This window comes from Serratia inhibens, assembly GCF_003591175.1.
In the GTDB taxonomy this organism is placed as follows: Bacteria; Pseudomonadota; Gammaproteobacteria; order Enterobacterales; family Enterobacteriaceae; genus Serratia; species Serratia inhibens.
Window position 1 is genome coordinate 1,134,778 of sequence record NZ_QYYG01000001.1, and the last position, 19,551, is coordinate 1,154,328.

15 protein-coding genes and 1 pseudogene are annotated in these 19,551 nt (G+C 53.4%); all 16 read right to left on the bottom strand.

What is annotated here, in order from left to right; all coding sequences use genetic code 11:
• Nucleotides 1-479: 479 nt before the first annotated feature.
• A complete protein-coding gene (locus D4100_RS05495; RefSeq protein WP_119804111.1) occupies nt 480-890 on the bottom strand; it encodes a PAAR domain-containing protein in 411 nt (136 codons plus the stop codon).
• A gap of 90 nt (nt 891-980) precedes the next feature.
• Nucleotides 981-1,223: a hypothetical protein gene (locus D4100_RS05500; protein ID WP_119803414.1), complete on the bottom strand. Its 243-nt coding sequence runs from the start codon at nt 1,221-1,223 to the stop codon at nt 981-983.
• Nucleotides 1,224-1,510: 287 nt separating this feature from the next.
• A complete protein-coding gene (locus tag D4100_RS05505; protein ID WP_244941638.1) occupies nt 1,511-2,578 on the bottom strand; it encodes a hypothetical protein in 1,068 nt (355 codons plus the stop codon).
• A 176-nt stretch (nt 2,579-2,754) separates the two neighbouring features.
• Nucleotides 2,755-3,279 carry a hypothetical protein gene (locus tag D4100_RS25755; RefSeq protein WP_199685677.1) on the bottom strand — a complete coding sequence of 175 codons (525 nt, stop codon included), beginning with the start codon at nt 3,277-3,279 and terminating at the stop codon, nt 2,755-2,757.
• A 9-nt stretch (nt 3,280-3,288) separates the two neighbouring features.
• Nucleotides 3,289-3,693, bottom strand: a pseudogene (locus tag D4100_RS05510) (type VI secretion system Vgr family protein); the annotation flags it as partial.
• A gap of 23 nt (nt 3,694-3,716) precedes the next feature.
• Complete coding sequence (locus tag D4100_RS05515) at nt 3,717-4,079, bottom strand: hypothetical protein (RefSeq protein WP_119803418.1); 363 nt, start codon at nt 4,077-4,079, stop codon at nt 3,717-3,719.
• Nucleotides 4,080-4,084: 5 nt separating this feature from the next.
• Nucleotides 4,085-5,317, bottom strand: coding sequence for a hypothetical protein (locus D4100_RS05520; RefSeq protein WP_119803420.1), 1,233 nt, complete (start codon nt 5,315-5,317; stop codon nt 4,085-4,087).
• A complete protein-coding gene (locus D4100_RS05525; RefSeq protein WP_119803422.1) occupies nt 5,310-7,829 on the bottom strand; it encodes a type VI secretion system Vgr family protein in 2,520 nt (839 codons plus the stop codon). Before D4100_RS05525 ends, D4100_RS05520 begins: the two co-directional genes overlap by 8 nt.
• A gap of 540 nt (nt 7,830-8,369) precedes the next feature.
• Nucleotides 8,370-8,762 carry a hypothetical protein gene (locus D4100_RS05530; RefSeq protein ID WP_119803424.1) on the bottom strand — a complete coding sequence of 131 codons (393 nt, stop codon included), beginning with the start codon at nt 8,760-8,762 and terminating at the stop codon, nt 8,370-8,372.
• A gap of 2 nt (nt 8,763-8,764) precedes the next feature.
• Complete coding sequence (locus tag D4100_RS05535) at nt 8,765-9,979, bottom strand: hypothetical protein (protein ID WP_119803426.1); 1,215 nt, start codon at nt 9,977-9,979, stop codon at nt 8,765-8,767.
• The gene (locus D4100_RS05540; RefSeq protein WP_119803428.1) at nt 9,972-12,491 is read right to left on the bottom strand and encodes a type VI secretion system Vgr family protein; all 2,520 of its coding nucleotides are present in this window, start codon (nt 12,489-12,491) and stop codon (nt 9,972-9,974) included. The genes D4100_RS05535 and D4100_RS05540 overlap by 8 nt, the downstream gene beginning before the upstream one ends.
• A complete protein-coding gene (gene tssH / locus D4100_RS05545) occupies nt 12,488-15,142 on the bottom strand; it encodes a type VI secretion system ATPase TssH (protein ID WP_119803430.1) in 2,655 nt (884 codons plus the stop codon). The genes D4100_RS05540 and tssH overlap by 4 nt, the downstream gene beginning before the upstream one ends.
• A 172-nt stretch (nt 15,143-15,314) precedes the next feature.
• Nucleotides 15,315-15,806 carry a type VI secretion system effector Hcp gene (gene hcp / locus D4100_RS05550; protein ID WP_012006213.1) on the bottom strand — a complete coding sequence of 164 codons (492 nt, stop codon included), beginning with the start codon at nt 15,804-15,806 and terminating at the stop codon, nt 15,315-15,317.
• 3 nt (nt 15,807-15,809) lie between these two features.
• Complete coding sequence (locus D4100_RS05555) at nt 15,810-17,525, bottom strand: OmpA family protein (RefSeq protein WP_119803432.1); 1,716 nt, start codon at nt 17,523-17,525, stop codon at nt 15,810-15,812.
• Nucleotides 17,522-18,211 (bottom strand): type VI secretion system protein TssL, short form, encoded by a 690-nt coding sequence (gene tssL / locus D4100_RS05560; RefSeq protein ID WP_119803434.1) that lies wholly within the window; start codon nt 18,209-18,211, stop codon nt 17,522-17,524. Before tssL ends, D4100_RS05555 begins: the two co-directional genes overlap by 4 nt.
• Nucleotides 18,208-19,548, bottom strand: coding sequence for a type VI secretion system baseplate subunit TssK (tssK, locus tag D4100_RS05565; RefSeq protein WP_119803436.1), 1,341 nt, complete (start codon nt 19,546-19,548; stop codon nt 18,208-18,210). Before tssK ends, tssL begins: the two co-directional genes overlap by 4 nt.
• Between the last annotated feature and the right edge of the window lie 3 nt (nt 19,549-19,551).

Sequence of the window (19,551 nt, forward strand, 5' to 3'; positions counted from 1 at the left end):
GAGCCAAAGATGCTCCGGCTTTTAGGCGTTAACCGGTACCCAATCGAGTGCCTACGTTACGGCATAGTGCAGCGAATCCATCTCACCTTCACCAGCTTCCGGTCGATGCAGAAAAGCAAGCAGTGGGATAACGTCCTGCGTCAGGCGGTTCCCCAGCAGCACACCGCTTATCGCCTCCGCCCCCCACTGGCGTATTGGCTGGCGTGTATTGCCACGACACGATCAGAAGTACGGCCTCGCTGCGAATATGATGGTCGAGTTATTAATCAATAGCCTGTGTGCCGTGACTACTCAAGGCAGAGGCCGCCTGTTGAATATCTGACTGCTTCCACGCTTCCCGGAAAAGTGCGAATGCTTTCTCTTCAGATACTATCCGGTGGCGGACTCATGGCCGTGCTCTGCTGCGTTAGCCGCGTTCGTTTCCTGTCTTCTTCACTTGCAGGCACGGACATATAAAACGGCATGTCGCCCACGTTCTCCTACGGCTCTTCATGCGTACCGGAGTCTGTACAACCCACAGGCCTCAGGCAGGACTTTGCGAATACCGGTGGCCCGACATTGACAGGATTATCCGGATCGGCTGAGTTATTACCGCCTTTGCTCTGTTGGAGAATAAATTCATAGGTGTCGGTGTATATCGACGGAATAAACTCGGCCCGGCACGGGCAGGTACTTCTGCTGTGCAGCGTACCGGCAATACGGCGGCCATGAATAAAATCGTCAGGTAAGCCCCCCATGATTTTAAAAAGACCTGGATGCCTACCGCAGGTTACGCTGTGCTCCTCGCAGGCCTGCAATCGCCCAAAATGCATATGATCGGACATTCCTTCTGTGATCACCCCACCGCAGCTTGTCTTGTCGTCCTGAAACAAAAAATGTCCAACCGCCATCGCGTTGTCCTTACTTTTTTTCCTTTCATACGTTTCTGCACTTCGTCTGTTATCCGCGCATAACGCCGTTTCCGCTGCCAGCGGCCCCATTCAGCCAGTGCGTGCAGCTCCATTTCTTCCCGTGTCCGGATCCGCTTTAAGGTCCCCCCCGGCAAACAGCACCGAGCCGTGTTCGCGCAGCTGCGGAGCCAGGGTGTCCACATTGTCACCAACAACCAGCAGCAGACGGACTTTTAAACGCCAGAAGAAGCTGTAAGCGGAGCGGAGATGGTCGCGCATGTCACGGGCGATATTGCGTGAAATCGAGGGAGCCAGCTGTGGCGAACTGATCAATTTCGTTTATTCATCGGAGGACGCACGGGCAAGATGCTGGTCAAAATCACTGAGCCTGCCAAAGCGAGTTTGCAGAAACACCAGCACGGTGAGTGGAATCCCCAGTCCGGTAGTCACAAACAGTCCCGTCTGCCAGTGGCCGTGCCAGCCACCAGACCCAGCGCATCAGTGTGACGTCAGACAAACCAGCACAGAAAGAGCGCCCCAGCCATTAAAAACGTGATGAAAATCCAGAGGAATATCCTGCTGCGAAGCAGGCGAAAAATATATTTCCCGATTTACTCTCCCTATTTACCCCCGGACTCACCCGGGGTAATGGCCTGTATCCAGAGTGTCCCGGTGCCACGTTCGGCGCTGATAGCCAGTTGTGCGGAGCCGGTCTGCTGCGCAGCAAGTGTCGCCACGGCTGCGGCCAACCACGGGGACACGCAACCGGTATGTCCTATTATAAGGTCGGCGTTATGACGGCCTGCCGGTGAGGGTACGCCGGAAAGAAGCGGTAGCGCCATCGCCGGGATAACGGCGGAAGCCTCCTCTCCCGTCAGACCACTGAGCCAGAGGTGTTTAACCTGCCCAGCCTCCAGGGGTACCCAGTCAGCTGCCTGCGCTATGCCTTCGTCGAGCAATTGTGGACCGGTCCGTTCAGGGCGGTGTAACCACGCCAGCGGCGGTACCGTGTTCTGCGTAAGTCTATTGCCCAGCAGCAACGCTACTATTGCCTCCGCACTTCCCTGACGCATTTCAGGTGCGACCTGAGCAGCAATGACGAGCAGCAGTGATTTGTCGTTGATGCGGTTATCAAGCCACTCATCAATAAACTGCGCACCGTGGCCATCAACATATTCAATCGGCTGTGCAATACCGGCCTCCTTCAGGCTGTCGTGCCAGACCGGGATGAAACGACGTGGCAAAATAGAGGTGTCAGCCTCAAACAGCACCGCTAGCGTTTGTTTCGGGGAGAACGGTGCGAGTGCGATTGCAACATCAGCCAGCAGCTTCTGAAGCCGGGCCTGAAACACCATCAGATCCTGTTGTTCGGGCTCCAGTGAATCATCACTCTCCTGCCCCACCGGAGGGGGTGGTAGAAATGTATGTAAACAAAAGTCTTCCCGACCGCGACCGGGCTGGCTTTTGAGTATTGAGGGCCCTTCCATTAACAGTGTCACCGGAGTCTGTCCCGGTTCCTCTGGTAACGGAATATCCACGCTTATATGCAGGATCTGGAGCGCCCGGCGGCCCCGTCGGGTTTCCCACAATAATGTTTCTTCACGCTTTCTGTCCCAGCCATCAGCATGATTGTGCTGAAACAGCCAGAACAGCAATCGCAGAACAAACACCAGTAACCAGACCAGCATGATGGCCGCAGGAAAGAGTATCCAAAATTTTGTACCCTCCCCCTGCCGTTCACATGCCAGACCCGCTATTGCAGCCACAACAGCCAGCGCCCCTAGAGCCGAAAACCAGTAGCCGAAACGGATGGGGGCCGGGCGCCAAGCTGCGGGGGGAATAATTTTAAGATTTACCGGCATAATCAGGGTATAAAGACCAGCTCAGGTGAAACAGTATTAAGATTCAGTTGTGCGCGGAGGTTGGTAAATTTAGGCGGCACAATCCAGTCAAATGTAACTCCGTCCTTATTCCATGTAATCGATGAGAAATCTTCCTGCTTCTGCCAGCTATTTAACTCCAGTGAACGCCAGCAACTGACAACCATTATACGTTGTACCCTAGACGCTTTTTTAGATTCAACCTGGTAAATATCGGCATACATTTCCTGCCCGGCCCCGCACTGGGCGGTGGGGTTCCCCGGACGTGAGGGGAACCCATTAATTAAAAGGAAATATTGTCTGTTACCTACGGTATGCAGCTTCCCGTCACTGTATAGTGATACCAGTTCTTTTTGAGGTGTAATTGTTACACCTTCAATCACTAACGGTTGCTGGCGGTTAAATATTTCTTTGATTTCTGACGCGGAGGCATTCAATGCTGCGCCAAGAAAAAACACAAGGAGTGAAGTATTTTTCATGTATTTATTGTCCATAAACTTTATCGGCATAACACAATCCTGAATAAACCCATGCATGCTCTGCAGACTGCCCTTCTGCGCCCGAATCGCGCCCCAGCTGTCGGTTCTGAGTTCAACCCCCTCGCCGCGCTATTGTTTTTCGCTGTCGACGAGATGGCCGAGATTCAGCTGGCTCTTGCCGCCGTACTCCGTGCTAACCTTGATATGTTCCTGGTCACGGCTGTCATCGAGGCGGATTTTGTTGTTGCTCGGGGTGCGCAGCACATTGCGCTTGTAGTTGCGGATGGTGACATGGTCGCCGTGGGCCGAATCGTGCAGCACGCCAGCGATGTACGGCCGGTCCGGATTACCGTCTTCAAACCCTACCGCCACTTCGGTGCCCGCCAGCAGCGGCAGGTGCAGACCATAAGTGTCACCGGCGTACGGGCGGGACTGACGGACCCATGAAACTAGATAAGTTTCATTATTTATTTTAAAACATTAATTTTATATATTTTTTCAAAATCTTTCCCTGCACTAGCAACCACCCCTCCCCTAATACTGATTGTTACAAGCCCTTGTAACTTAGGTTTTCCTTGTATGGTAAAGTTATTATATATATATTTTGTATAATATTTGCTTTCAGAAAACACTAACTTCAACCCCGAATTTGATGGGTGAATTTCATAATTTAAATCAACAATCGGCCCTGTACCTCCGGAAATAGTGATTGGGACATAATACTCTTGGCCAATATACCCATCAGACAACTCATTGGGCTCGAATGTAATATATTTTCCACACCCAGTCAAAAACAAATAAAAAATAAAAAATGCGCTAAATTTATTCATTCCAATCATGGTATTTTTGTAAATACCAGCCCCCCAAAAGTATGGCTCAGAAATTCACCTAACGTTAATGATGTTCTGAGCGAATTATCTTTAACTTCACCCCATGAAAAAAGTCTCAACGAAACAAATTCTTCTAAATTCGTTTCGTTAGTAATTCGTTGTCCGTTAGCTAACTTTAACTTTCCATCCCAAACTATCCAGTGATCTTTGAATGGAACATCTGCGCCTTGTTGAAGCATGCCTGCAGAGATCAAACTTAAAATATGGACATCATTACTCATCAATGAGTTTAGCTTACATATATCGTTTATGTTGCTATGATACATGCTTATATTACTGAATATTTTACGCGCACCTGCACTCAGCATCCATTTTTCAATATCACCCCACAACGTAATTGCAGATGCCTTATCTCCAACCGATTCATATTTTAGCAAATTATTAGATGAGTCACGCAAACTTGCCATTGTAATCCAATCAATTGCGGAAACTCGGGGATGGATCAACCCTGCAAATAGATCATTCACTTTCATTGTGTTAGCGCCTGGCTGAATTAAAAAAAATCCCAGCCTTCCTTTGCCATAACCCCATAGATCCCAGACTAATTTCTCATAAACATCATATCGGTCCATCATTAAACAATAATAAAATGCTGCTGGTCCACATAGCATCGAGTAATACTGGTTTGGATAATATTCTCCTTCTGGACCTAATAGAGAAGCAGCCTTCCTGGCATCAAGTTCATTCTTTATAATATTTTTTGCAAAAGGGTCCAATGGATCTCCAACTGGGTGCTCCAGAGAGACAAAAAACCTTGGCAGGCAGGTAATTTGTACATTATGTATATTATCGTCACCATTGCCACTAACGGGCTTTGTTTGTGCTTTAGTCTCAAAATAACAGACATTTTCTCGTTTATTTTTAGAGTATGCTTTCCCGGAGGCTATTTCACCAAGTGTATACATTTTTTTCGCCGGGGATGAAAGCACCGAAATCAGCTTACCACCGTGTTTACGGTACAAGTTAATCTCTATAATGTAGATCACTGACAAATCATCATCAGTCTCATTCGTATCATGAGACTGTGTATAATAACCAGGGTCTATTGGTTGTAGCGTTACTGACAGCAGAACATGCTTTTTATTATTGGCATCAGTTTTATATATATTGAGGTCGTAAAACAGGTCGGATGCTGGAACATTCGATTCAATTTTTGTGTAAACATTATACTTAGGCATTGATAACTCCCGGCATCATATGCAGCAACACATCCTGAGTCTGTGCGGAAGTAAACAGCTTCGTATACCCCTCACCATCACTAACACCTTCCAGTACTGAACCATCCATCAAAAATGCCCTGTAAGGAGTATTCAGCATCGGTGTCCCATTATCATCTGCGCACTGGTAGCGAATATTGTGGCTGCCATCGTCGATAGCATTCACTAAAGGTGAAATATCAGGCTTATGCTGCGCTCGTGTCTGTCTGGCGTAATGTCCGGCTCTGGTCCTGAAATCGCCCAACGTCGCTGATTCAATGGCATGAGCATCCAGGGTGATATAGCTCCCGCCACCGTTCAGGGTCAGCTTCTTCTTCGCGATGATTTTGATTTCATCTTCCGTACTGACGATACTAATTTCCTTACGAGCAAGCAGAGCCATCAAGTCGTTCTGAGCCTGCACCTGTACTGGCCCCTGATTCGCAATAAGCTTGATCCCCAGCTTACGAACAAACACGCTAAGGGCGTTGCCCACCCCGATGAACAGATTTTTCACCACGCTGACGTCGGCACTCTTACCGGCAGTAGCAATCAGATTCTGGCCGGCCGATACCTGCAGGTGTTGTCCGCTGGTCAGCGCCATACCCTCCGGCGCACTGAGCAGCAGTACCGATTTTTTGAGGTCCGTCAGTTGCTGTTCCAGCAGCTTGATTTGTGCCTGGAGATCCGCCGGGTTCGCGGTGGCGGTCTGCGCATCGGTCGAAATGGCCGTCATCTGCTCCCGTGCTTCCCCCAGATTGCTGACCGCCGGTTGCATCTCCAGCACCTGGCCCTGCGCCTTTGCCTGACCGTCAGCGCTGATGAATATCCCTTTCTGTGCCCGGATAGCTCCCCAGCCGTCGGTTCTGAGTTCAAACCCTTCCCCGCGCTTCTGCTTTTCACTGTCGACCAGGTGACCGAGATTCAGCTGGCTCTTGCCGCCGTACTCCGTGCTGACCTTGATATGCTCCTGGCCCCGGCTGTCATCAAGGCGGATTTTGTTGTTGCTCGGTGTGCGCAGCACATTGCGCTTGTAGTTGCGGATAGTGACATGGTCGCCGTGCGCCGAATCGTGCAACACGCCGGAGATATAGGGCCGGTCCGGGTTGCCGTCTTCAAACCCTATCGCCACTTCGGTGCCTGCCAGCAGCGGCAGATGCAGACCATAAGTGTCGCCGGCGTACGGGCGGGACTGGCGCACCCACAGGCTCTCGAATCCGGTCTCCCAGTTATCACGGTCAAACAGCATGTTGACGCGATAGCGACCGTCTTTATCGATATGCCCGTAGGTGTCATTTTCGGTGGTACTGGTGACGCGGGCTGGTAAAGTGCCGGCCATCACCGGACGCGCACCGGGCTCAGGACGGAAGCCAAAATCGGTGCTGTCCGGGATACCGCTGAAATGCACCTCAAAATCTTTATCACGGCGGGCCGCGCTTTTCATCCCGGTGATGAGCACGCCCTGGCTGAACGCCTCCGCCACTTCATAGCCGCCGGTGACTTTCAGTACCTGTCCGGGCGCCAGTGTCGGGCAACTGGTGATGGCACTGAGTTGGGTCTGGCCGTTCAGGTAGCGTTCGTGACGTATACGGGCATAAAACGCGCCGGACTCCGGTGCCGGGTTAGGGCCATAAGTGCTGCCCGGCGTCAGGTAGTTGTCGGCATAGTGATAAGCCTCGCCGTAGGTGGTGCTGTCACCGCGGGTCGCATCCACCTGGGTGTTCATGTCGTTGGTGGCCTGGCGGTAGTTGTAATCGCGGGTGCTGACCAGCTTTTGCACCACGTTGTGGTGGCTCTCCATTCCCCAGACCGAGTCCACACCCCGCGAATGCTGCCCTGATGGCGGAACCGATGGCAGCGTCAGGCCTTTTTCATAACCCTGCTGACCGTCGTAGAATTCCACCACGTCGATGTTCAGGCGCGTGTCGGTGGTAAAGCGGAACCAGATCCCCACCTCACCCAGCAGGCGGGTGATAAAGTGCAGGTCATCCTCGCCGTACTGCATCACCTGCTCACGGCGCGGGTACTCTTTTGAAAGCGAGAACAGAAAATCCTGCCCGCGCAGATTGTGGCGCTCGCGCAGGATTTTTTCCACAATTTGCGGCACCGACATATCCTGATAAACCGCGTTCTGATGTGAGCGGTCGAGCAATGCCAGACGCGGCTGTAGCGTCAGGGCATAGTGGGTTTCATCCTTTGAGGTGCTCAGGCGTTCAAAACCGCTCACCCCCCCCTGGAGAACCCGTACCGATTGCTGAATTTTAATGCCGTAACCCTGGTCTAGCGGAGCCTGTAGCGTCAAAGAGCCGGCTTTCATCAGCATCATTTCCTTGCTGATGGCATGGTCACCACTGGTGAACTCAATGCGGTAGCTGAATGGCTTGCTCAGGGCCTCGTTGCCTTCAAACGCCAGTACATCAAGTTCTGACTCACATCCTTTTATCGCCAGCAGGTGGTGGTTATGGCTGAATCTAATCGGGGGATTGGTGCTCATTGTATTCCTTCACATCGGCAGAAAAATCATGTTCTGAAAAAGCAGACATGCATTAAGTAAGTTAATTATTGCTTAATCTTTACCGTATATTTTTTATAAAAATCTTTGCCAGAGTGCATTGTGCCAAGAGTAAACCCAGAAACGGTCACACTATAACCACCTGATTTTTTCGGGATACCAGATATGATGATTCGATGGTAATCTTTGTTTATCCCATCTTCTCTACCAAAAGCGTACTTTACTTCTTCCGGATTCCATACCAACCCTGAATCGTTCGGGGTTATACTTACCGATACGCTGGATTCGTTAACAACACCTCCATTTTATCACAGCAGTCTCTTGATATGGCTTATTGGCTATCGCACTGGGCAGGCAGCCTGATTCCGGGGAAACATCAGGATAAGACATGCTACATCCAGAAATTATAAAGAAAAGAACAAATGTCAGAAAGCTCATATATAGTTTAGTCATAACACTCATAACACTCATAACACTCATAACACTCCGTGATTTTTCGACATACAATATCAGCACAAAGCACTAATTTTTTTTCATTTTTATTACATATACCTTATTAATTTTACTTCCCGGAGTCGTTGTCCCCATAGAGTAACCATTAATATGAACAAGTACCTCCCCTGCTTCTTTCGGTTTCCCACTAATTATTATGTGATGATAGTCTTCCTCCACCCTTTCTGCCTCTCCTCTTTTCAACGTGGTCACCTTTGGCTTCCATTTCAACCCTGCTTCCGGAGGAGATATATCCACTCCGATATTCTCTTTAAATAAAATAGCATTAGTTATTTCAACCTCAGTCAAATAGTCCTGACCAACAATTCCATCAGGGAGATCATTTCCTCCAGGTAAAAAACTTGGCGCAGTACTGCCACAGGCGGAAATCAAGAGAAGAATAAAAGGAATGATATTTTTCATAGTTATTTTATTGGTTTAAAAACCACCCCTCCAAAAACATGCTTAGCGAAGTAGCTGAGACTACTATTATTTTTTGTTTGCCACTCAACCCTTCCCCAAGAAAAAAGTTTCAGTTCAATTAATTCATCACTATCTTTGGGAGTAATATCTCCACCATCAACCTTACAAACAGCTTCATCCCAAACGATCCAGTGATTCTTTGACGATGAGTCACCAGTGCCCCATCCTTTTAACATTCCTGCAGATATAAGGGTTACAACTCTGCATCCTTGTTTAACATATGAATTAAGCTTGACTATATCTGCCTCATTAGCATGTGAAAGGCTTATATTATCGAATATTTTCTCATAACCTGCTTTTTCAAACCACTTAGTGAGCGATCCCCACATGGTAATACCGGAGACCTGATCATCCACTTCATCGTAACTCATAATGGAGTTTTCTGAATCTCTCAGCCCCGCTGACGTCATCCAATCCAGACCTGATATTAATTCTTTACCTCTATCATCATAAAAAGCCCCCCTAGGATGCCTACACCCATCCCCAGGTGATATCTCAAGATTGCCTATTTTTGTTTTTCCATGTAACCAGAGTTCAATCGCAGCTTGTTTATAAACATCAGGTCTGTCCATTTGTAAACAATAGAAAAATGATGCAGGCCCACACAAGCTAGTCCCCCCTTGATTAGGGTAACTGGCATAATTCATTCTTGATGAAATCTGACTCTCGAATTTACTTCTGTCAAATGGATCATCAGGACTACCTACAGGATATTCTTTTGCAATAAAAGCTCTTTCGAGGCAAGTAATCTGCACATTATATATATTGTCGTCACCATTGCCATTAACGGGTTTTGTTTGCGCTTTAGTCTCAAAATAGCAGACATTTTCTCGTTTATTTTTAGAGTATGCTTTCCCGGAGGCTATTTCACCAAGTGTATACATTTTTTTCGCCGGGGATGAAAGCACCGAAATCAGCTTACCACCGTGTTTACGGTACAAGTTAATCTCTATAATGTAGATCACTGACAAATCATCATCAGTCTCATTCGTATCATGAGACTGTGTATAATAACCAGGGTCTATTGGTTGTAGCGTTACTGACAGCAGAACATGCTTTTTATTATTGGCATCAGTTTTATATATATTGAGGTCGTAAAACAGGTCGGATGCTGGAACATTCGATTCAATTTTTGTGTAAACATTATACTTAGGCATTGATAACTCCCGGCATCATATGCAGCAACACATCCTGAGTCTGTGCGGAAGTAAACAGCTTCGTATACCCCTCACCATCACTAACACCTTCCAGTACTGAACCATCCATCAAAAATGCCCTGTAAGGAGTATTCAGCATCGGTGTCCCATTATCATCTGCGCACTGGTAGCGAATATTGTGGCTGCCATCGTCGATAGCATTCACTAAAGGTGAAATATCAGGCTTATGCTGCGCTCGTGTCTGTCTGGCGTAATGTCCGGCTCTGGTCCTGAAATCGCCCAACGTCGCTGATTCAATGGCATGAGCATCCAGGGTGATATAGCTCCCGCCACCGTTCAGGGTCAGCTTCTTCTTCGCGATGATTTTGATTTCATCTTCCGTACTGACGATACTAATTTCCTTACGAGCAAGCAGAGCCATCAAGTCGTTCTGAGCCTGCACCTGTACTGGCCCCTGATTCGCAATAAGCTTGATCCCCAGCTTACGAACAAACACGCTAAGGGCGTTGCCCACCCCGATGAACAGATTTTTCACCACGCTGACGTCGGCACTCTTACCGGCAGTAGCAATCAGATTCTGGCCGGCCGATACCTGCAGGTGTTGTCCGCTGGTCAGCGCCATACCCTCCGGCGCACTGAGCAGCAGTACCGATTTTTTGAGGTCCGTCAGTTGCTGTTCCAGCAGCTTGATTTGTGCCTGGAGATCCGCCGGGTTCGCGGTGGCGGTCTGCGCATCGGTCGAAATGGCCGTCATCTGCTCCCGTGCTTCCCCCAGATTGCTGACCGCCGGTTGCATCTCCAGCACCTGGCCCTGCGCCTTTGCCTGACCGTCAGCGCTGATGAATATCCCTTTCTGTGCCCGGATAGCTCCCCAGCCGTCGGTTCTGAGTTCAAACCCTTCCCCGCGCTTCTGCTTTTCACTGTCGACCAGGTGACCGAGATTCAGCTGGCTCTTGCCGCCGTACTCCGTGCTGACCTTGATATGCTCCTGGCCCCGGCTGTCATCAAGGCGGATTTTGTTGTTGCTCGGTGTGCGCAGCACATTGCGCTTGTAGTTGCGGATAGTGACATGGTCGCCGTGCGCCGAATCGTGCAACACGCCGGAGATATAGGGCCGGTCCGGGTTGCCGTCTTCAAACCCTATCGCCACTTCGGTGCCTGCCAGCAGCGGCAGATGCAGACCATAAGTGTCGCCGGCGTACGGGCGGGACTGGCGCACCCACAGGCTCTCGAATCCGGTCTCCCAGTTATCACGGTCAAACAGCATGTTGACGCGATAGCGACCGTCTTTATCGATATGCCCGTAGGTGTCATTTTCGGTGGTACTGGTGACGCGGGCTGGTAAAGTGCCGGCCATCACCGGACGTGAACCTGGCTCAGGACGGAAGCCAAAATCGGTGCTGTCCGGGATACCGCTGCAATGCACCTCAAAATCTTTATCACGGCGGGCCGCGCTTTTCATCCCGGTGATGAGCACGCCCTGACTGAACACCTCCGCCACTTCATAGCCGCCAGTGACTTTCAGCACCTGTCCGGGCGCCAGTGTCGGGCAACTGGTGATGGCGCTGAGTTGGGTCTGGCCATTCAGGTAGCGTTCGTGACGTATACGGGCATAAAACGCCCCGGACTCCGGGGCCGGATTGCGGTCATAGGTACTGCCCGGTGTCAGATAGTTATCAGCATAGTGATAGGCATCGCCGTAGGTGGTGGCATCCCCGTGGGTCGCATCCACCTGGGTGTTCATGTCGTCGGTGGCCTGGCGGTAGTTGTAATCGCGGGTGCTGACCTGCTTTTGCACCACGTTGTGGTGGCTCTCCATGCCCCAGACCGAGTCCACACCCTGCGAATGCTGCCCTGATGGCGGCACCGATGGCAGCGTCAGGCCTTTTTCATAGCCCTGCTGACCGTCGTAGAACTCCACGACGTCGATGTTCAGGCGCGTGTCGGTGGTAAAGCGGAACCAGATACCCACCTCACCCAACAGGCGGGTAATAAAGTGCAGGTCGTCCTCGCCGTACTGCATTACCTGCTCACGACGCGGGTACTCTTTTGAAAGCGAGAACAGAAAATCCTGACCGCGCAGGTTGTGGCGCTCGCGCAGGATTTTTTCCACAATCTGTGGAACGGACATGTCCTGATAAATGGCGTTCTGGTGCGAACGGTCAAGCAGCGCCAGGCGTGGCTGGAGCGTCAGGGCATAGTGGGTTTCATCCTTTGAGGTGTTGAGACGTTCAAAGCCACTCACCAACCCCTGAAGAGTACGCACGGCCTGCTGCATTTTGATGCCGTAACCCTGGTCAACCGGAGCCTGCAACGTCAGAGTCCCCGCTTTCATCAGCATCATTTCCTTGCTGATGGCATGGTCACCACTGGTGAACTCAATGCGGTAGCTGAATGGCTTGCTCAGGGTCTCGTTGCCTTCAAACGCCAGCACATCAAGTTCTGACTCACATCCTTTTATCGCCAGCAGGTGGTGGTTATGGCTGAATCTAATCGGGAGACTGATACTCATACGCTCTCTCCTTGTGTATGGTCAAACTCCAGCCCTATGCCCTCTTCCTCACTCCAGCCAAGACGTAACGACCGCGGTTTCTGTTTTGCAGCCATGTGGGTCAGCAGTTGCTGACTCAGTACCGGCAGAATTTGTTGGTTAAGCAGGCTGTCGACGTTACGCGCACCGGTATCCGGCAACAGACAGGCAGTGGTCAGAGCATCGAAAAGACTTTCGTCGATATGCGTGGTCAGGCCGTAGTGACGGTGCAGGCGTTTGCTGACCTGTCCGAGTTTCATTTCAACAATGATACGCATCGCGGGCTCACTCAGCGGGCGGTAAATCACCGACTGGAAGCGCGCCAGCAGTGCAGGCTGGAAGTGGTCACGCAATATCGGGCGCAGCAGTTCGTGCAGGTCGCCTTCGGTGGCTTCTGGCTGTTGATCCAGCCGTTGCATGATGGGGTCGCTGCCGAGGTTGGAGGTCATCAGGATCACGGTGTTACGGAAATCAATTTCGCGCCCTTCGCCGTCACGCATAAAGCCCCGGTCAAACACCTGATAGAACAGGTTCATCACGTCGCGGTGCGCTTTCTCCACCTCGTCGAGCAGCACCACGCTGTAGGGGCGTTTACGCACCGCTTCGGTCAGAATGCCGCCCTGACCGTAACCGACGTAGCCCGGTGGGGAGCCCTTCAACTGGGAAACGGTATGCGGCTCCTGGTATTCGGACAGATTGATGGTGATAAGGGATTTCTCACCGCCGTATAGCACATCGGCCAGCGTGAGTGCGGTTTCGGTTTTACCCGTGCCGCTCGGGCCGACCAGCAGGAACACGCCCTGCGGACCATTCTCCGAAGTAAGGCCTGTCTTTGCCGCACGCAATCGCTGAGCGATAGCGTTGAGGGCCACATCCTGGCCTACCACCCGCTTGCCGATTGCACTTTCCAGACTCAGCAACTCGGACTGTTCGTCCTTCATTAATGAGGAGAGCGGGACACCGGTCCAGTCGGCAATCACGTTGGCAATGGTACGGTTGTCGACATCGACAGATAGCAGCGGGCTGTTCTGCTGCATGCCAGTCAGTTGCTGTTGCAGGTCGCGGGTCTCACTCTGACGGGAGATATCCTGGCGGGTTTCCAGCAGTTGCTTCGTCAGCGACAACTCCTGCCCGTACTGCATCTCGCGCTCGCCCAGTTCGGCAAACTGGCGGGTTTCTTCCTGCTCAATCGCCGCCAGACGTTCGCCTTGGCTGCTGTTCCCGACGGCGATATCTTCCAGTAGCGCCTGCTTCTCGATTTCCAGGGCCGTAATTTGTGCGCGCATGCGCGTTAACGGCTCCGGCACCGTATCGAGGCTCATGCGCACGCGAGCAGCGGCGGTATCCAGCAGGTCAACCGCCTTGTCCGGCAATTGACGGCCGGTCAGGTAGCGGCGAGAGAGAGTGACTGCGGCTTTAACTGCGCCATCGGTGATATGCACACCATGGTGTTCGGCATAACGGGCTTTCAGGCCTCTGAGCATCAGGCAGGCCGTGTCGTCGTCCGGCTCATCGACTTTGACCATCTGGAAGCGGCGCTCCAGCGCGGCATCGCGTTCAAAATACTGTTTGTACTCGCTCCAGGTGGTGGCGGCGATAGTGCGCAACTCCCCCCTTGCTAATGCAGGTTTCAGCAGGTTAGCCGCATCCGCGCCACCCGCCTGATTGCCGGCGCCGATAATGGTGTGGGCTTCGTCGATAAACAGCAGGACGGGCGTCGGCGACTGCTGTACGGCATCGATGATGTTTTTCAGTCGCTGCTCAAATTCACCTTTTACGCCTGCACCCGCCTGCAGCAGGCCCAGGTCGAGGGTGCGCAGGCTGACGGTTTTCAGTGATTCCGGAACATTTCCTTCAGCGATACGCAGCGCCAGGCCTTCCACCAGGGCGGTTTTACCGACGCCCGGTTCGCCGACCAGGATCGGGTTGTTCTTGCGACGTCTTGAGAGAATATCCACCATCTGGCGGATTTCGGTATCGCGGCCAAATACCGGGTCGATTTTGCCCTCACGCGCTTTAGCAGTGACGTCGAGGGTGAATTTATCCAGTGCGTTCCGTAGCGCCGGATTGAGTTCGCCTTCACGAATTTCAGCCCCTACCGGACGGCCTACAAACTCCACTTCGCCACCGTGACGCTGCGCCAGTTCGGCGTCGTGCTGCATTTCCGGACGTTCATCCGACTGCGCATCCAGCAACGGGCGCAGGCGTTCCAACTGGCTCTGCCCCAAGGTCAGTAATGGCCACAGACCGTCGCAGCGCGCCAGTTTCGGCTTATCAACCAGCGCCATCAACAGATGGATGCTCCGGATATGTTCTTCGCCGGCCAGTGACGCCCGCATCCAGGCGTCCTGCATCAGGGTCTGGATGTTGTCAGATAACTGGGGCCGGTGGCGTACAGAGCGCGGTTGTTTATCCAACCAGCAGAGTAGATCCTGCCACAGGGCATCCATATCCCACTCATAACGGCGCGCCAGTACCGTGAGGTCACCTTCGCCCTGCTCCAGCAATTTCAGCAGCCAGTGTTCGGGTAAAATTTCGGCATGGGCGCGGGTCTGACACAGGTTTGCTGCACCTTCTAACGCACGGGCACAGTAAGGATTAAGGCGACGTAACAAGGCGGCTGAATTTTCCATAATTCTCTCTCTTTATCGGTTCCCAGGCACGCTACCGCCCATCGCTATTTCCTGTAAAAGGAACCTAAAGCGCATAAGGTCAGGCGGGCAGATTGTGTTTTTCTTTGCTGAATGCCCGCACGGCAGACACTCAGCAAAAAACTGCGGACAGGAAAACCTGCCCGCATCAGGCTTATGCGGTGGCGCGTTCGTTCCAGGAATCGGAATGAATGATGTTGCCGTCTTTGTAGGTCCAGGTGATTTTTTCGTAACGCAGCTCAAGCTGTTCGAGGTGATTGTGTTTTTCGTAAGCCGGGTCTTTCACGTCATGCATGACCGGATTCACCTTCACCACCTTCACGTTTTCCAGCTTGGTGTTGAAGTACTCCACTTCCTGACCGGCGTCGTTGATTTTGTACCACTTGAATTCCGCAGACTTGAGGGTCTGACCGGTGGTCACTGCCTTGTACAGATACGGGCTGGACGAGTCGATTTCCTTGGTGAACAGGAACGGGGTATGGATACGGGTGCCGGTCAGCTTGCCGGTGTTGTTATCGGTCGGGATATACAGGTTGTGTTGCTGCGCCACCACTTCAATGCTGCCTTCGCGGTCTTTAACATCTACAGACCCTTTAATGTCCGCGCCGCCGTCGTCTTTCAGCCAAAGATAAACAGGAATTGCCATGGTTTACTTCTCCATTTCGTTTTTTGATACGTCACCATCCAGTGATGACGTCGGGGTGTTGCCCGGTATCCGGCAGGCATCTGCCTGCGGTACCAGACTGATTTCGACACGCCGGTTGAGCGCACGCCCCTTCGGGGTGTCGTTGGTTGCGACAGGACGGCTTTCGCCATAGCCCTGCACCGCAAAACAGCTTTCCGGCACATCGCCGGTATCACGCATCCAGTCGCGGACTGCAGCGGCACGTTTCCGGGAGAGCACCTGATTGAGTGCTGGATTGCCGGTGTTATCCGTGTGGCCTGCCACAACAATCAGCCAGCCCGGCTTGGCTTTGATGCCCAGCAGGGAGTTAATGAGCATTTTGGTCGAGCCGGCCTTCAGCACGGATTTGCCGGAGTCGAACAGCGACATGCTGTCGAGGCGGACAATTTTCGGTACCGGTTTGGGTTTCGGCTGCGGTTTAGGCGGAGGTGGCGGAGGCACATAGGAACGGATCGCATCCAGCACCGGCATACGCAGACGCTCGCCCTGATACAGGCCGAGGCTCATCCGGGCCGGTACGCCATTACGCGCCTGGTCATCCAGCTGCGCGGCATCCTCTCGCAGGACCGCGACGGCATCGGTTTTCGGACCGTAATCATCCATCGGGATACGGTCATACCGGGCGATATCGAAGCTCACACGGTGCAGTAGCTGGCGATTGTTCCAGCCACTGCTGAGCAGCGCCGCAATGGCCGCCAGAGTAAAGATCCCGAGTGCACAGCGCCAGGCACGCCCCCGCGAGGTTAATCCCCGCCCTTCCGGCAGCAGCGGCAGGACGAAATCCGGGAATGGTGATATCACCGTACTGTCCGTCCCCACCGGCTGCCACCCAGTCACCTGTTGCATGGCGGTGTGACGGGACAACCACGCCGTCCAGGCCGATGACGCCAGGCTCCCGGCAAGGATAGGCCCCATTCCCCACAGCACCGCTGTGGGTGCAATGGTCGGGACATCGGGGTTCTCATCCAGAAAGACGGCTTTGACGTGCCGATGGAACCAGCTCATCAGGCTGTTCATCAGCACCTGTTGCTGCATCGCTGGCGTTCCGCCGGTGGTAACCCATGCGGCGATAGAGCTCGGTGCTGAAGACTCACGCCAGACCCTCACCCCCTCTCCCGGCATAGCGGCCTGCCAGAGCAGGTCATTCGTCATCGCGCTACCGACCTGACCATTAAGAACCAGCGGCACGGAATGCCCGGTGTCCTTACGCAACTGGCTGATTTGCCAGCGCAGAGTCAGCAGACGGCTGGTCAGCGCTTCGCAGTCAGCGTGCTTCTGCGGGCAGACACTGACCATCACCGACAGTTGACGCCCCCAGTCAGGGCGCTGCCGCAGCACCTGTCGGGCCACCTGCTCCAGATCCTGATGATCCTCCACGCGGATCCAGCATCCCTGTGTGACCGTAAGCACCGGTGACTGCTGTGGCCAGGCCAGCGGCAGATCGCCACAGACCAGCACCACAGGCTGACGGTAAGTGGCTTCCGGGAGGTCATCCAGGCGCAGGGTGACGTCATGCTGAACACGACGGCTGGCGACGTACCAGCACGCCAGGATAAGCCCCAGAACGGTAAGCAGAACAAGCACAGAACCCCGTCGGGTGACCTGCAGGAAACCCAGGCAGACCACTGCACTCAGCAGGACGGCCCACAGCGCAAGCCCGCGCTGTTGTGCAGGACTCATTTCACGGCTCCCGGCAGCAGGGTCAGCAGTGTCTGATCCAGCCAGTGGCTCAGCCCCCACCACAGGGCGGCGACCACAATCACGCTCAGGCCAATACGCACGGGCCATGACGCCAGCCATCCACCCATTCCCCGCCCGGCACGGCTTTCCGCCAGTACAGGATGGGTTTGTGGATAGCTGAACGGCGTGACATGTTCACTGAGTGCGCTGACGAGTTTCTGGCGCTCCGGGTCGTTCAGTGAGCGGAAACTGCCGAGGAATCCCAGCATCATGACCCGCTGAAAGCAGGTCACGACAACCTGGTCAGGAGCCGGTTCACGCAGCACATCGCGCATCCGATCGCACAGAGTGTCACCGGCATCCATGGTGCCGAGGAAATGCCCCTGCAGCGGAATGTCATACCACTGCACGCAGGCATCATCTTCCACGCCGCGACCTTTGACCGCCTCGTCGAGCAGCGCACACTGTGCCGTGAGAATATGCTGACAGCTGGCCTCATCGAGTTCGCTCGCTTTCAGCTCACGCTGCACACGCTCAACATCAGCAATGCAGTGCTCCCACAGCTTGCGTCCTTCTCCATCCTGGAATTTCGGGCCGTGGCGCAGGCTGATGACCTGCAGCCAGGTGTCTTGCAGCAGGGCATCGATATCAATGGACGCGGCTGTCCCGCGTTGACGTTCACTCATGTTCTCAGCACCGCAAAGAGTTCAAGCTCCGGCTCACCAAGCATACCCGGGACATAAAACATGCAGTTGCCGCTGTCGAGCATGTCAGTTGCCAGGGGATGGGAGACATCGAGGCTGAAATATTGATTCTCCAGACGCAGCGGAATGGCCGCCGGCACATGGCGCAGCGGTGTCAGCGGAACCCCGACGCGTGAGGAGTTCACGATCCCCCTGACATGATCCGGGCTTCCCACTTTGCACTGACGCGGGAACTGCTCCTGCAACTGCGCCACCGGCATCGGGGAACGCACCGACAGGTAGTAGTCGGCACCTTCACGCAAACGGGGATCGTGCAGACGTGCCTGCCAGAAGTGCAGCCGCTTATCGTGCTCAAGCTCAATCGACACCACCCGCGACGGCAGGCTCGCTTCCAGCAAGTCGCTCAGTAAATCAAACAGCGGTGGGAAAACGGCATTCAGTTGCTCGTGCTGATAGGCCGGTATCGCACTCACCTGATGTTCCAGGGAGAAGGTCAACAGACTGCCGGCCAGACGGGACAGTTCGGTATGAAGGCGTTCTGGCGGGCTCCGCAGATTGCGCTGGAACTGACCCAGCACCGGCTCAGCACTGTTGAGGGCATTCAGCAGCCAGAAGAGAGACACGTCAGCCACCGCAAAATCCGCCATCCGTTCATTGCTTTCGCGGCGCATGGCCATCAAACGGATCAGGCGGGCTCGCAGTTGGGTCATCAGTTGTTCGAGCTGGGTCACCAACCAGCGGCTACTCTGCACGGTCAGCAACGGCGGGAGAAAGCTGTCATCAAGCCGCCAGACGCCCTGTAAATCCTGCTGCAGCCGGGCCACCGGGCAGATCAGATAATCACTGTTGTTCTGATGGGCAAAGCGCAGCGTCAGTTCCGGCTGCATCACCGCAATCTGGCGGGTGTCTTCACCAAACTGGTTACGCACGTCCCGCCAACGCTGACGGAAACGCACCGGACGATCGGCCACCTCATCAGGTTGCAGGCAGTTGCCGCCATTCGCCCGCAGCAGGGGCAGCGCCAGTAGCACCACCACATCATGCGATTCGCTGTCCAGTGACAGAACCGGGGGCAACGCATCGGCATTATCCGTATCGATGAGTGTCCCGTCCGGGAAACGGACATGCAGCTTACGGGCCTGCAGACGACCGAGCTTCAGTACGTCCGGTTCAAAGGCAGACTCAATCATCCCCCAGGGATGATTGAGTCCCATTCGGGCAATGCATTCCGCAGACCAGGTCGCATATGCGACCTGCTGCTGGAAGTGCTGGGGAGAGATCATGATGCCCCTGCCCCATAACGGTTGTTCCGTTTTCATCGG